The sequence below is a fragment of the Diaphorobacter sp. LI3 genome (assembly GCF_022807955.1).
Taxonomy (GTDB): domain Bacteria; phylum Pseudomonadota; class Gammaproteobacteria; order Burkholderiales; family Burkholderiaceae_C; genus Diaphorobacter; species Diaphorobacter nitroreducens.
The window spans coordinates 803,808-817,908 of the sequence record NZ_CP094346.1 but is presented as its reverse complement, the minus strand read 5'-3'; the positions used below and the strand labels follow the sequence as shown (position 1 = coordinate 817,908).

The 14,101-nt window shown below is 66.4% G+C and carries 13 protein-coding genes; 3 read left to right on the top strand and 10 right to left on the bottom strand.

The window, feature by feature from the left end:
• Positions 1-14: 14 nt before the first annotated feature.
• Together MRB47_RS03835 and MRB47_RS03830 are read left to right on the top strand one after the other, a co-directional pair.
• A complete protein-coding gene (locus MRB47_RS03835; RefSeq protein WP_088888310.1) occupies positions 15-1,127 on the top strand; it encodes an ABC transporter substrate-binding protein in 1,113 nt (370 codons plus the stop codon).
• Between the two features lie 133 nt (positions 1,128-1,260).
• Positions 1,261-2,385, top strand: a complete 1,125-nt coding sequence (locus MRB47_RS03830) for an ABC transporter substrate-binding protein (RefSeq protein ID WP_252101942.1) — start codon at positions 1,261-1,263, stop codon at positions 2,383-2,385.
• Positions 2,386-2,471: 86 nt separating this feature from the next.
• Here the strand turns inward: MRB47_RS03830 and MRB47_RS03825 are convergent, their stop codons facing one another.
• The 6 genes from MRB47_RS03825 to MRB47_RS03800 all read right to left on the bottom strand — a co-directional run bounded on the left by MRB47_RS03825 (position 2,472) and on the right by MRB47_RS03800 (position 7,597).
• On the bottom strand, positions 2,472-2,645 hold the full coding sequence (locus MRB47_RS03825) for a hypothetical protein (RefSeq protein ID WP_015914305.1): 174 nt from the start codon (positions 2,643-2,645) through the stop codon (positions 2,472-2,474).
• A gap of 142 nt (positions 2,646-2,787) precedes the next feature.
• The gene (locus MRB47_RS03820; protein WP_252101941.1) at positions 2,788-3,798 is read right to left on the bottom strand and encodes a porin; all 1,011 of its coding nucleotides are present in this window, start codon (positions 3,796-3,798) and stop codon (positions 2,788-2,790) included.
• A 238-nt stretch (positions 3,799-4,036) separates the two neighbouring features.
• Positions 4,037-5,731, bottom strand: coding sequence for an MFS transporter (locus MRB47_RS03815; protein WP_015914307.1), 1,695 nt, complete (start codon positions 5,729-5,731; stop codon positions 4,037-4,039).
• Positions 5,732-6,177: 446 nt separating this feature from the next.
• Positions 6,178-6,831, bottom strand: a complete 654-nt coding sequence (locus MRB47_RS03810) for a 2-hydroxychromene-2-carboxylate isomerase (protein WP_047350701.1) — start codon at positions 6,829-6,831, stop codon at positions 6,178-6,180.
• Positions 6,828-7,112: a DUF1289 domain-containing protein gene (locus tag MRB47_RS03805; protein ID WP_252101940.1), complete on the bottom strand. Its 285-nt coding sequence runs from the start codon at positions 7,110-7,112 to the stop codon at positions 6,828-6,830. The genes MRB47_RS03810 and MRB47_RS03805 overlap by 4 nt, the downstream gene beginning before the upstream one ends.
• Positions 7,109-7,597 carry a YbaK/EbsC family protein gene (locus tag MRB47_RS03800; protein ID WP_252101939.1) on the bottom strand — a complete coding sequence of 163 codons (489 nt, stop codon included), beginning with the start codon at positions 7,595-7,597 and terminating at the stop codon, positions 7,109-7,111. Before MRB47_RS03800 ends, MRB47_RS03805 begins: the two co-directional genes overlap by 4 nt.
• A 113-nt stretch (positions 7,598-7,710) precedes the next feature.
• Here MRB47_RS03800 and MRB47_RS03795 point away from each other — a divergent pair, with 113 nt between their 5' ends.
• The gene (locus tag MRB47_RS03795; RefSeq protein WP_252101938.1) at positions 7,711-9,444 is read left to right on the top strand and encodes a diguanylate cyclase; all 1,734 of its coding nucleotides are present in this window, start codon (positions 7,711-7,713) and stop codon (positions 9,442-9,444) included.
• 14 nt (positions 9,445-9,458) lie between these two features.
• Here MRB47_RS03795 and MRB47_RS03790 read toward each other — a convergent pair whose 3' ends face one another.
• From MRB47_RS03790 to MRB47_RS03775, 4 genes are read right to left on the bottom strand one after another with little or no spacing between them, the layout of a single operon-like run.
• Positions 9,459-10,373 (bottom strand): hydroxymethylglutaryl-CoA lyase, encoded by a 915-nt coding sequence (locus MRB47_RS03790; RefSeq protein ID WP_103738664.1) that lies wholly within the window; start codon positions 10,371-10,373, stop codon positions 9,459-9,461.
• A gap of 28 nt (positions 10,374-10,401) precedes the next feature.
• Complete coding sequence (locus tag MRB47_RS03785) at positions 10,402-11,322, bottom strand: 2-hydroxyacid dehydrogenase (RefSeq protein WP_252101937.1); 921 nt, start codon at positions 11,320-11,322, stop codon at positions 10,402-10,404.
• A 38-nt stretch (positions 11,323-11,360) separates the two neighbouring features.
• Complete coding sequence (locus tag MRB47_RS03780; protein ID WP_252101936.1) at positions 11,361-13,379, bottom strand: acetyl/propionyl/methylcrotonyl-CoA carboxylase subunit alpha; 2,019 nt, start codon at positions 13,377-13,379, stop codon at positions 11,361-11,363.
• Positions 13,380-14,099, bottom strand: coding sequence for a DUF4126 domain-containing protein (locus MRB47_RS03775; RefSeq protein WP_047350695.1), 720 nt, complete (start codon positions 14,097-14,099; stop codon positions 13,380-13,382).
• Between the last annotated feature and the right edge of the window lie 2 nt (positions 14,100-14,101).

Sequence of the window (14,101 nt, the reverse complement as noted above, 5' to 3'; positions counted from 1 at the left end):
AGAGAGGAGACGCCATGCAGCCATGGCATAAATGGGGGGCCGCCCTGGTCCTGGGCGCAACGCTGGGCGCAAGCCATGCACAGATCCTGGTGGGGCAAACGGCCGGGTTCTCCGGCCAGGTGGCCGCAGGAGTGCAGGAGACCACGCAGGGCGCCAAGCTGTTCCTGGACGCGGTCAATGGCAAGGGCGGCGTGCACGGGCAGAAGATCGAACTGATCTCGATGGACGACAAGTTCGACCCCAAAACCGCCGGCGAGAACGCGCGCACGCTGATCGAGGACAAGAACGTGCATGTCATGTTCCTCACGCGCGGCACGCCCCACACCGAATCCATGATCCCGCACCTGGACAAGCATGGCGTGGCCCTGGTGGGCCCGTCCACGGGCGCCATGGTGCTGCACCAGCCGGTGCGCAAGCACATCTTCAACGTGCGCGCCACCTACCAGCGCGAGGCCGAGAAGGCCATGACCCACCTGGCCTCGATGGGCATCACGCGCATCGCCGTGCTGTATGCGGACGACAGCTTCGGCGCCGATGGCGTGACGGGCGCGCAAAAAGGCCTGGCCCAGGCCAAGCTGCAGCCCGTGGTGCTGGAGAAGTTCAATCGCGCCAAGCCGGACTTCACCCCGCTGGTGGCCAAGATCTCCCAGGCGCAGGCCCAGGCCGTCCTGATGGTCGCCTCGGGCACGTCGGTGGTGGATGGCTACAACGCGCTGCGCCAGGCGGGCTCCACGGCACAGGTGGTCACGCTGTCCAACAATGCCTCGGGCGGCTTCATCAAGAGCCTGGGCGAAAATGCCCGCGGCGTGATCGTCACGCAGGTCTACCCGAACGAGCGCAGCCTGACCTTCCCGCTGGTCAAGGAAGCTATCGACCTGGCCAAGGCCAAGGGAATGACCGAGGTCAGCCCGGCCATGCTTGAAGGTTTTGCCGCCGCCAAGGTGCTGGTCGAAGGCCTGCGCCGCGCCGGCCCGAAGCCGTCGCGCGAGAAGATACAGACGGCCTTGGAATCCATCCAGAAGTTCGATCTGGGCGGGCTGGACATCTCCTACGGCCCCGACGATCACACGGGTCTGGACTTCGCCGATCTTTCCATCATCGGCACGGACGGCAAGTTCCGCCGCTGAAACCCTTTCATGAGGTCAGACGCCGCCCGGGTGATCGCGCGGCGTCTGCGGCACGTCATTCCAGCGTAGGCTGCCGCCGATACACTCGCCCCTGCTCGCACTCACGCGCAAATACACAGGGAAGAGACACCTCATGAAGACACATTGGAAGACGTGGGGCGCAGCGTGCGCCCTGGCGGTGGTCAGTGCGGCCTCATCATTGGCCCACGCGCAGTTGCTCGTGGGTCAGACCGTCGGCATCACCGGGTCCGCCGCGGCAACCGTCAAGGAATCGATGCTGGGCGCGTCGCTGTACCTGGACCATGTCAACGCCCGCGGCGGCGTGAACGGGCAGAAGATCGAACTCGTCACGCTCGACGACAAGTTCGACCCCAAGCTGACGCAGGACAACGCCCGCACGCTCATCGAGGACAAGGGCGTGCTGGCCCTGTTCATGACGCGCGGCACACCCCACACCCAGGGCATTGTTGCGCTGCTGGACAAGTACGGCGTGCCGCTGGTGGGGCCCTCCACGGGCGCCATGGCGCTGCACCAGCCCGTTTCCCGCAATATCTTCAACGTCCGCGCGCCCTACCAGCGCGAGGTGGAGAAGGCCATCGCCCACCTTGCGCTGCTGGGAGTCCAGCGCATCGGCATCGTGCATGTGGACGACGCCTTCGGCCAGGACGGCCTGGCCGGTGCGCAAAAGGGCCTGCAGAACAACAAGCTGCCCGCCTTGTTCGTGGAGAAGTTCGACCGGGCGAAGCCCGATTTCTCAGCCATCGCCCCGCGCGTGCGTGCGCAGGATCCCCAGGCCGTCATCTTCATCGGCACGGGCGCGGCGGTCGTGGACGGCATCAAGGCACTGCGCGCGGCCGGCGTGGGCGGGCAGATCGTCACGCTGTCAAACAATGCGTCGGGGGGCTTCACCAAGGCGCTGGGCGACCAGGCCCGCGGCGTCATCGTCACGCAGGTCTTTCCGTCCGAGCGGTCGCTGAACTACCCGGTGATCAAGGAAGCCCTGGAATTGGCGAAGGCGCAGGGGCTGAAGGAACTCACTCCGGCCATGGTCGAGGGCTTCGTGAACGCCAAGGTGCTGGCCGAGGGCCTGCGCCGCGCCGGCCCCAAGCCGGACCGTGCACGGCTGCACGCGGCCCTGGAAAGCCTGAGCAAATTCGACCTGGGGGGCCTGGAGCTTTCCTACAGCGCAAAGGAACACTCGGGGCTGGACTTCGCCGACCTGTCCATCATCGGAGCGGACGGCCGATTCCAGCGCTGAGCGGGCCGTAACGCCACGGCGGCGGAGTCCACCGCCCCATCCAAAACGCGGAGCCTGGCTCCGCGTTTTGGATGGGTGGGGCCGGTTTACTGCGCTGCGCTGGCGCTGGCGCCGGACGCGGGAGCAGCTGCGGACTCGGGCACATGCGTCGCTTCCACCCCATGCTTTTCACCGCTCATGTCCACCTGGTCTCCTGCCTTCATGATCACGAACAGCATGATCACTGCGAACACCACGAAACCCACCACGATCTTCCACATGCTCATCTCCTGAAAATTGTTGTCGACGGAAAAGGGCGGCACCAATAAAAAAGCCTCACACCATCGTGTGAGGCCTGTCTGATCGCAAGCCCGACTCCATTGAATCAGGCTTGCATTGCAGGCAGCTTACGCTGCCGGTGCATCAGAAGTTGTGGCGAACGCCCAGCGCCAGCGAGCTGAAGTCCTGGCCAGCTGCGCCCGTCATGTAGGTAGCACCTGCCTTGTTGTCCACCTTCGTGTAGAAAGCGTACACCTTGGTGCGCTTGCTGAAGTTGTAGTTATAGCCCAGGGTCCACTGCGTAGCGGAGCTGTCGGCAATGTCGCTCCACTTGCCAGCGCGGCCCACGTTCACGTGGAACTCGGAAGCACCCATCATGTAGGCGCCCGCCAAGCGGAAGTTGTTGCGGTTGCCTGCGCCCGTGGCGAGGAGCTGGTTGTCGTCCTTGTTACGCTGGTAGTAGCCACCCACGACGAACTGGCCGAAGGTGTACAACGCGCGCAGGCCCAGCTGGCGATTGCTGTCCACTTGGCTGTAGCCGGCGCCCAGGTTCAGCGCGCCGATGTTGTAGTTGGCAGCCAGGTCATAGCCATTCTTTTGCGGAATGGCAGCGTTTTTCTCATGCAACGAGACGGAAGCGTCGACCGTCAGCCCACCGAAGCTGGGCGTGCGATAGCCGATCTTGTTGGTGGTGCTCAAGCCGCCGAACCACACGGGATCGTAGTACAGAGCGTCCGAAGACGTGCCCGTGTCATGGTTGTGCATGCTCACGTAGTCGACCGTAGCGTAGTACGACTCGGGAAAGAAGTTGCCCAGGCGGATCATGCCGAAGCCGCCGGACAGGTTCACTTCGCTCTGGCGGGCGAAGGTCATGCCGGTGGTGGGGTGGGTCCAGCCCGAGCCCGTGCCGGTATCGGAGTTGAAGCCGCTTTCCAGCTGGAAGCCGGCCTTCAGGCCGCCGCCCAGGTCCTCAGTGCCCTTGAAGCCGAAGCGCGAGGAGTTGTTCTGCATGACGGTGTTGCTGGTACCGCCGACCTTCTGGCGTTCCACCGACGTGTTCACGCGGCCGTACAGGGTCACGCTGCTTTGCGCGAAAACAGCGGAAGTACCCAGCAGAGCCAGGGTAGCGAGCAGCAAACGACTTGGTTTTTGCATTTGAGTTCCTTGAATGCTTGTGTCCATCAGTTGTGGTAGGCACAGCTCGCCGCCCGCAGGGAGCCAGTTAGCACAATGTGCAGCTACGGCGCAAATTCTAGGTGTAACCATCTGGGCCAACACAGGGGAAAGTCCCGCCTGTAATACCCCTGACGTATTGCCGCCACACTTTCGCGCAGGCAAAGGTGTGGCGGCAGGGTTCAGTCAGGGAAAACCCTGACAAAAGAGCGGAACGAGGTCAGTCGTTGGCGTAGATGTCCACGTCCTTGGTTTCGCGGATGAACAGCGTGCCGATCACTGCCGTCATGCCGGCGATGATGATGGGGTACCACAAGCCGTTATACATATTGCCGGTGGACGCCACGATGGCGAACGATGTCGTGGGCAGCAGGCCGCCGAACCAGCCATTGCCGATGTGGTACGGCAGGCTCATGGAGGTATAGCGGATGCGCGTGGGGAACAGTTCCACCAGCATGGCCGCGATGGGGCCGTAGACCATGGTCACCAGGATCACCAGATACGTCAGGATGACGATCATCATCACCTTGTTCATCTTGGCGGGATCGGCCTTGGAGGGGTAGCCGGCGAGCTTCAGGTCTTCGGCCATCTCCTTCTTGAAGGCGGCGATGGCCTTCACGCTTGCCTCGTCGAACTTGTGGTTGACCACGGTGCCGCTGGGTGCCGTAACGACCTTGTCGCCGATCTTCACCACCGCCTGGGAGCCAGGTGCGCCTGCGGCGTTGTCATAGCTCACCGAGTTCTGCACCAGGTAGCGCTTGGCGATGTCGCAGGAGCTCTTGAAGTCGATCTCGCGTGCCACGGGGTTGCCCTGGAACGAGCAGGTAGCGGGATCGGCGGTCACCACGACACCCGCTGTCGCCTGGGCCTTGGCCAGGTCGGGGTTGGCGGCTTCCGTCAGCATCTTGAAGGCCGGGAAGTAGGTCAGCACGGCCAGCACGCAACCCAGCATGATGATGGGCTTGCGGCCGATCTTGTCGGACAGCGAGCCGAACACCACGAAGAACGGGGTGCCGATCAGCAGCGCGGCAGCGATCATCAGGTTGGCCGTGACGGCATCCACCTTGAGCTGCTGCATCAGGAAGAACAGCGCATAGAACTGGCCCGTGTACCACACCACGGCCTGGCCGGCGGTCAGGCCCACCAGCGCCAGGATCACGATCTTCAGGTTCTTCCATTCGCCGAACGACTCGGACAGCGGCGCCTTCGACGTCTTGCCCTCGGCCTTCATCTTCTGGAAGGCCGGCGACTCGGACAGCGACAGGCGAATCCACACCGAGATGCCCAGCAGCAGAATGGACACCAGGAACGGAATGCGCCAGCCCCAGTCGTTGAACACGGGCTCGCCCAGTATGGTGCGGGTGCCCAGAATCACCAGCAGCGACAGGAACAGGCCCAGCGTGGCCGTGGTCTGGATCCACGAGGTGTAGGCACCGCGGCGGCCATGGGGCGCGTGCTCGGCCACGTAGGTGGCCGCACCGCCGTATTCACCGCCCAGCGCCAGGCCTTGCAGCATGCGCAGCGCGATCAGGATGACCGGTGCCGCGATGCCGATGCTGGCGTAGCTGGGCAGCACGCCGACGATGAAGGTCGAGATGCCCATGATCAGGATGGTCACCAGGAAGGTGTACTTGCGCCCGATCATGTCGCCCAGGCGGCCGAACACCAGCGCGCCGAACGGGCGCACCAGGAAGCCGGCCGCGAAGGCCAGCAGCGCGAAGATGAACGCCGCGCCAGCATCCAGCCCGCTGAAGAACTGCTTGGCAATGATGGCCGCGAGCGAGCCGTAGAGGTAGAAGTCGTACCACTCGAACACGGTGCCGAGGGACGAGGCGAAGATCACCTTCTTTTCTTCCGCCGACATCGGTCGGGCGGCAGCGCCGGGGCGGCCGGCGTATGCAGTGCTGGTAGCCATGAATGCTGTCTCCTGCTTATTGGGATGGAATCGAAAATGCGCGTAAGAAAGCGCGAAAAACCGACGATCTGAAGCACTCTGCGGTGCTTGCGACGCAATATCGGGCCGCCATCTGACCGAAAGCTGACATGCGCCAAACGCTGCCGCCACCCCAGTCTTACGGCCATCTGACAAACTCCGTGGCAACCCGCAGATCGTTTTTCTTGATGCGAAAAATTGGACTGCGCGAGGCTGCGGTGAGTCCCGCGCACGGCACCAGACACGGGTAACCCCGCAGTTTTTCGCCAGGGTTTGCCCTCCCTAGGACAAACCCTTGACGCATGACAAACCCACGCCCGCCGCACAGTGCTGGGCACGGCCCCATGCAAAAAGGCGCCGCAGAACGCTGTCTGCGGCGCCTTGGAACGCCTGCCGCGGCCCCGTCGGCCGCCGCCGAGGAATGCGCTTCAGCGCACGGAAGGCAGGCCCGATGGCACCGCGGGGGCCGCATCCCATGCCGGCCCGTCAAACCACGCGTCGCCGTCCAGGTAGGCGCGCAACATGGGCAGGCTGTCGAGCCCCCAGAACAGGCGCCCCTCCACCTCAAAGGCCGGCACGCCAAACACGCCACGGGCCGACGCCTCGTCCGTGTTGGCGCGTAGCAGGGCCTTGGGCAGGGCGCCCGCGCCTTCGGCGTCGGGCCGCAACTGCTCTGCCAGGGCCTGCGCCAGCACGTCCAGGCGCGCGGGGTCCAGCGCATCCTGCCCACCCAGCCAGACATGCCGCAGCACGGTGCCGGCGACATAGCGGTTGACCGTGCCATCGTCGCTGCACGCCAGCGCCTGGCGCAGCAACGGCAGCGGATTGAAGGGGTGGCGCGCCGGCATGTCCAGACCGCAGCCCAGCGCATGGCCCAGCCAGGTGGCGTGCCGGTACGTCCAGTCGCGCTTGGGCGGCACGCCGGCCGGCCCGGGGTTGGCATGCTGCTGCAGCAGCGCGCCCAACAACACCGGCTTGTAGTGCAGGTGGTAGTTCAGCCCCTCCAGTACCTGCGGCAGCCGCTCGAAGGCCAGCCACGCGTACGGTGAGACGAAATCCAGGTAGAACGTGATGTGCTTCATGCCAGTGGCTCCAGCTCTTCGGGAAGGTCCACCCCCGCGCGTTGCAATGCGGCGGTCCAGATCGCGCGGCGCACGGCGCCATCGGCTTGCGACCAGGCGCGGATCTCGTCGATCGTACGGAAGCACCCCTCGCAATGGCTGCGGTCGGCCGTCATGCGGCAGACCGACACACAGGGCGACGGAACCGGCTCCTGGGAATTTAAGCCAAATTGGCCTCTAGCGCTTATTTCACCAGCGCGAGCAGCTATCAATTCAGAAGCATTCACTGCGGCGTCGCTCATGCGCTGACCTCCTGCACCACGTCGGCCACCGGGGCACCGGTGAGCCGCTGCAGATCGTGCGGGCTCAACTGGAACACGCCGTGGGGATGGCCGGCGGCAGCCCAAATCACATCGAAGCGGAACAGCTCGCGGTCGATGAGGGTGACAGGCGCGGTGGAATGGGCCACGGGCGAGACGCCGCCGATGGCGAAGCCGGTCTTGGCCTTGACGAACTCCGCGTCGGCGCGGCCCGTCTTGCCCACGAGGGCGTCGACCTTCTTCTCGTCCACGCGCCGGTCGCCGGAGGTAATGACCAGCACGGCTGCGTCATCGCTCTTGCGCCGGAAGATGATGCTCTTGGCGATCTGCCCCAGCGCCACGCCCAGCCCGTCAGCCGCCTGCTGCGCGGTGCGCGCGGCGTCGTCAAGCATGCGCGGCGCGTGGGGGTGGCGCAGGCGCTGCAACTCGGCAGCCACCCGCTGGGTGCTTTCAGGTAATGCGTGCATAACAGGGCAATGCGGGGCCTGGGACGGCGAAGCGCACGCACGGATGCGGAGTGCCTCGGCGCAGCCACAAGCCCCAGGCGGGGTTACAGTGTGATAGCTGCCATCCATTGTCCATGAACCTGCTTCGCGCCTGCCTGCTCTTGTGGCTTCTCGTCGGCAAACTGGCCTGGGCCGGTGGCGCCCCTGCGGTGCTGGACGATCACCGCAAGGGCCTATCGCTGGGAAGCACCGGCCAGCTTTTGTGGCTCGTGGACGACCTGGGCACCCTCACCATCGACGATGTGCGCGCAGCGGCTACCGATGCGCGCTTCGGCCCGCCCCCCCGCATGCCGCTGCGCGGGGCCACACCGGCCTACCACTGGTTCAAAGTGGTCCTGGAGCAGCGCGCGGCCAGCGGCGACTGGGTGCTGGCCACCCAGACCACGTCTTTGCAGGACGTGCGGTTCTACGGCCCGTTCGATGCGTCGGGTACGGCGCTTGCGCCGCCAGTGCATACGGGCCTGGCGCAGCCCTTCGCCACGCGGCCCCTGGGCAGCGAGCGCTACCTCACGCGCCTGCAGCCCCCGGGCCCGGGCACCTACACGGTCTACGCCCGGCTGTACAGCGAGACGGCGCCGTCCTTCGACCTGTCCGTCTGGGACACGGCCGAATACCTGCAATGGCGCCAGCACAAGCGGCTGTTCGACGGCATCTGTTACGGCATCCTGATCGCACTGCTGGTCTACAACCTCACGCTCGTGGGCATCTTCCGCGACACCACGTACACCTTCTACGTCGGTCAGTGCATCTTCGCGCTGTTGACGCTGGCCACCTTCAACGGCCACACGGCCCATTACCTGTGGGGCAACGCGCCGTGGTGGCAGGAGCGCAGCTATTTCGTATTGCCCAGCCTGTGGCTGTTCTTCGGCGCGCTGTTCACGCGCAGTTTCCTGGACACCCGGCAGACACCCTTGATGGACGGAGTGCTGGTGGCAATCGGCCTGCTGGCGGCGCTCACCGCCGTGCTCGGTGGGCTCGGGCAATTTGCCATCGCCCAGACGCAGAACGAACTGCTGGCCAGCGCCGGCATCGCGGCCGCGTCGCTCGCGGCGATTCTGGTGCTGCGCCGAGGCTTCACGCCCGCGCGCTGGTACCTGGGCGCGCAGGCGCTGCTGTTCGTCACGGTGGCCGGCGTGGTGCTGAGCAACTGGAAGGTGATCGACGCGCCCTTCATGCTGGCCAACGGCCTGCAGATCGGCGTGGCGGCCGAGATGGTGGTGTTCGCCGTTGCGTTGAGCACCCGCATCGACAGCCTGAATGCCTCCCAGATCGCCCTGCGGCTGCGCGCGGACCATCTGGCCAAGGCCGCGACCACCGACCCTCTCACGGGCCTGACCAACCGCATGGGGTTGACCCAGGGCGCAACGCAACTGCTGTCGGAAGGGGGCACGCACGCCCTGCTGCTGCTCGACCTGGACCGCTTCAAACCCATCAACGACACCTATGGCCATGACGCCGGCGACGAGGTGCTGCGCGCCGTTGCCACACGGCTGCAGACGCACACGCGGTCCGGCGACATCGTGGCCCGGCTGGGCGGTGACGAGTTCGTGGTCATGCTGGCCCACGCGCCCGCGGGCGACGACCTGACGGCGCTGGTCAAGCATCTGGAGCTGGCTATCTGCCAGCCGGTGTACTTCCAGCACCAGGAACTGTGCGTGGGCGTCAGCACGGGCGTTGCGCACAGCCCGCAGGACGGCCCCACGCTGACGGAGCTGATGCGCTGCGCCGACCAGCGCATGTACCAGGCCAAGCAGGCGCACAAGGACGCGGCGCAGCACCCGGCAGCGCCGGCTCTGCCGTTGGCCTGACGCCGGGTGGCCGCTCAGCCCTTGCGCTTGGTGAGCACCGCCACGGCCACGCGCGACTGCGGCTTGCGGCCCAGGAAGTCGCTGATGTAGGCGCCGGCGTCGATCAGCTGGTCCAGATCGATACCGGTCTCGATGCCCATGCCGTGCAGCATGTAGACCACGTCCTCGGTGGCCACGTTACCCGTGGCGCCCTTCGCATAGGGACAGCCGCCCAGGCCGGCCACGGACGTGTCGAACTGCCACACGCCCAGCTCCAGCGCCGCCAGCGTGTTGGCCAGCGCCTGGCCGTAAGTGTCGTGAAAGTGGCCGGACACGTCGTTCAGATCGTAGTGCTTGAGCGTTGCCTCGATGGCGCGTTGCACCTTGCGCGGCGTACCCACGCCAATGGTATCGGCCACGCCGATGTGCTGCACGCCGATGCCCTTCATGAGCCCGGCCAGGTATTCCACGCGCTCGGGTGCAATCTCGCCCTCGTAGGGGCAGCCCACGGTGCAGCTCATGGCGCCACGCACATACACGCCAGCGGCGCGCGCGGCCTCGACCACGGGGGCGAAGCGCTCGATGCTCTCGGCAATGCTGCAGTTGATGTTCTTCTGGCTGAAGGCCTCGCTGGCAGCGCCGAAGACCACGATCTCGTCGGGCTTGTCGAGCACGGCCGCCTCCCAGCCTTTCAGGTTGGGCGTCAGTACCGAATAACGCACGCCGGGCACGCGTGTAATGCCTTGCATGACCTCGTGGTTGTCGGCCATCTGCGGCACCCACTTCGGAGAAACGTAGCTGGTGACCTCGACTTCCTTGAGGCCCGCCTGCTGCAGGCGGTGTACCAATTCGATCTTGACGGCCGCCGGCACAGGCTGCTTCTCATTTTGCAGCCCGTCGCGCGGGCCCACGTCCACAAGCTTGACGCGGGAGGGGATGTTCGGGTTCATCGGTGGGTGTCCTTGGGTGAGGGATTCGTCAGTAGCCGCGTCCGGCATCCACCACGCCGGCCACGGCCTCGCCGCGCGCGAGCGCCGCGATCTTGCCGGCGATCTGGGCAATGCTCTCGTCGCGCAGCGTGCGCGCCGAAGTGTGGGGTGTGAGGGTGATCTTGGGATGTCCCCAGAAGGGATGCCCGGCAGGCAACGGCTCGGTGCGGAAAACGTCCAGCGTGGCGCCCGCCACATGGCCGGCGTCGATCAGCGCGAGCAGGTCCCCCTCGACCAGGTGCGCGCCACGCGCCACATTGATCACGTAGGCGCCGGGCAGGAGGCGGGCCAGCGTGTCGCGGTTCATGATGCCCTGCGTCTCGGGCGTGAGCGGGAGCAGATTGACCAACACGCGGGTAGCGGCCAGGAACTCGTTAAAGCCCTCCTGCCCACTGAAACAGCGCACGCCCGCCATCTGCTTCGGACTGCGGCTCCAGCCGAGCACGGGAAAGTCGAACTGGGCCACCGCGCGCGCCACGCGCTCGCCCAGTACGCCCAGGCCCATCACGCCCACAGGAAAGTCCTGGCGCAGGCGCGGCTTGCGGTAGCTCCACTGGCCCGCCTGCATGGCGGCCTCGTACTGGTCAAACTCGCGGAAATGCCGGATCAGCGCGTGGCACACGTATTCGGCCATCTGCACGGCCATGCCGGCGTCATCCAGACGCACGACGCGCACGGACGGCGGCAGGCGCAGCTTGAGCAACGCATCCACCCCCGCGCCGATGTTGAACAGCGCCCGCAAGGCGGGCTGTTCGTCGATGAACTGCTGGGGCGGTGCCCAGACCACGGCGTAGTCGGCCTGCGGGGCTCCGGGCTGCCAGACGGTAATGTCGGCTCCCGGCAGGGCGGCGGCCAGCCCCTGCAGCCAGGGTTCGGCCTTGGTATCGGTACAGCAAAAGGTGATCTTCATGGCCAACGAGCGTACCGCGGCTGGGCAAGCCCCCGCCGTCACTCGGCGGAAAGCCGCAGCAGTTCTGCGCCTTCGGCCACCTGGTCGCCTGGCGCGTAGAGCAGCTCCTGCACCACGCCATCGGCGGGGGCGGCGATGGTGTGCTCCATCTTCATGGCCTCCATCACCGCCAGGGGCTGGCCCTTGGTCACCTTGTCACCGGCCTGCACGGCAAACGACACCACCTTGCCCGGCATGGGCGCGGTGAGACGCCCGCCCTCGCTGGCGGCTTCGCCCGCATGGGCCAGCAGGTCCAATGCCTCGATGCGCGTGGCGCCACGGGGGGTGAAGATGTGGTCGGTCTCGCCCTGGGCATAGACCGTTGCGCAGGTGCGCTGGCCGGCGTATTGCAGGTCCAGACCGCCCGCCAAGGGCGTGAAAGCCAGCGGACCCCGCGCGGCTCCCTCGCCTTCTCCCACGGTCAGTTGGTAGCCGCCATCGCGTTCATAGGTCAGCCAGGCCTTGGCATGTGTGCCATTGAAGGCGAACTCGAAACGCCGGCGGCACGCTACCAGCGAACGCCAGCCGTCGCGGCGGCTGAACGGATTGGCGCCTTCCTGCGCCTGCTCACGCTGCAACTGGCTGGCCACGGCGGCTGCCGCGGCCAAAGGCAGGCCTACGCGCTCCTGGCCGAACAACACGGCCTCTTCGCGCGGGATCAGCGCGGTGTCCAGCCGCGCCTGGGCGAACGAATCGCTCTTCACCACATGGCGCAGGAACTGCACGTTGGTCGCCAGGCCCACGATGTGGGTCTGCGCCAGCGCATCGTCCAGCCGCGCCAGGGCCTGCGCGCGCGCGTCGCCGTGCACGATGAGCTTGGCGATCATGCTGTCGTAGAAGGGGCTGATGGCGTCGCCCTCGCGCACGCCGTCATCCACGCGCACGCTGCCCCGTTCGAAGCTGGTGCATGCCGGCTTGCGGTACACGTGCAGCTGGCCGGTGGCGGGCAGGAAGTTGTTGTCAGGGTTCTCGGCGCAGATACGCGCCTCGATGGCGTGGCCGATGATCTTCAGCTCGTCCTGGCGCTTGGGCAAAGGCTGCCCGCTGGCCACGCACAGCTGCCACTCCACCAGGTCTTCGCCGGTGATGGCCTCGGTCACGGGATGCTCCACCTGCAGGCGGGTGTTCATCTCCATGAAGTAGAACTTCATCTGCTCGGGCGCGTCGTAGCCGCCGGGCTGTTCCACGATGAACTCCACTGTGCCCGCGCCCACGTAGCCCACGGCCTTGGCGGCTGCCACGGCAGCCTCGCCCATCTGGCGGCGCAGGGCCTCGGTCATGCCGGGGGCGGGGGCTTCTTCCAGCACCTTCTGGTGGCGGCGCTGCACGGAGCAATCGCGCTCGAACAGATAGACGCAGTTGCCCTGCGTGTCGCCGAACACCTGGATCTCGATGTGGCGCGGGCGCAGCACGTACTTCTCCACCAGCACGGCATCATCGCCAAAGCTGTTGATGGCCTCGCGCTGGCAGCTGGCCAGCGCCGCGGCAAAGTCCTCGCTCTTTTCCACCAGGCGCATGCCCTTGCCGCCGCCACCGGCGCTGGCCTTGATGAGCACGGGGTAGCCGATACGGTCGGCCTCGCGCTGCAGCAGTTGCGGGTCCTGGTCCTTGCCGTGGTAGCCAGGCACCAGCGGCACGCCCGCCTTCTCCATCAGCTGCTTGGACTCGGCCTTCAAACCCATGTCCTTGATGGCCGAAGGCGGCGGGCCGATGAACACCAGCCCCGCAGCGGCACAGGCCTGGGCGAAGTCTTCGTTCTCGCTCAGGAAGCCGTAGCCCGGGTGGATGGCCTGCGCACCCGCGGCCTGGGCGGCCTCGATGATGCGCTCCCAGCGCAGGTAGCTGTCCTTGGGGGCGCTGCCGCCGATATGCACGGCCTCGTCGCAGGCAGCGACATGCTTGGCCTGGGCATCGGCGTCGGAGTACACGGCCACGGTCTTCACGCCCATGCGGCGGGCGGTTGCGGCCACGCGGCAGGCGATCTCCCCACGATTGGCAATCAGGATTTTTTGGAACATTCAGGCCACCTTGGCGGAATCGGAAAAGAAAGAGGAAATGCGCCGCAGCACGGCGCGCAGGAACTTGAACAGCACCACCAGCAGCAGCGCCGACAGCGCCAGCATCACCACCAGCGCAATGCCGAAGGCCAGCGGATACTGCGTAGCCAGCCAGACCACGCCGACGACCAGGCCGTCCTCAAAGAACGACAGGCCCCAGTTGGAAAACGGCTCGGGCGAGGTGTTGGCCGCCGCCCGCGTGGTCATCTTGGTGGCCAGCGCCGTGGCCGAGAGCGAGCCGCCCAGCAGCCCCGCGGCCAGCGCCATGGTGGCGTTGTCGGCACCGAACACGCCGGCGGCCAGCAGCGCACCGGCGGGCACGCGGATGAAGGCGTGGATGGCATCCCAGGCGCTGTCGAACCACGGCACCTTGTCGGCGAAGAACTCCACCAGCAGCATGAAGCCGCTGGCCATCAGCACCAGCGGGTGCTGCAGCAGCGCCAGCCCCGGCGGCAGCGGCAGCCAGCCGGCCACGCCCATCATGCCCACCAGGAACACCACGGCGTACAGGCGAAAGCCGCTGGCCCAACCCAGTGCGGCTGCCAGCGCCAGCAGGGCGGGCATGTCCAGCTGCTGCGTGGCGCGCGCAGCCCCTTCGGCCACCGCCTGGGCGGTACCCGCATCGACATGCAGCCCCACGCTGTGGAGCCACTGCACGATCTGGAGCCAGAGCGCGTCCATGG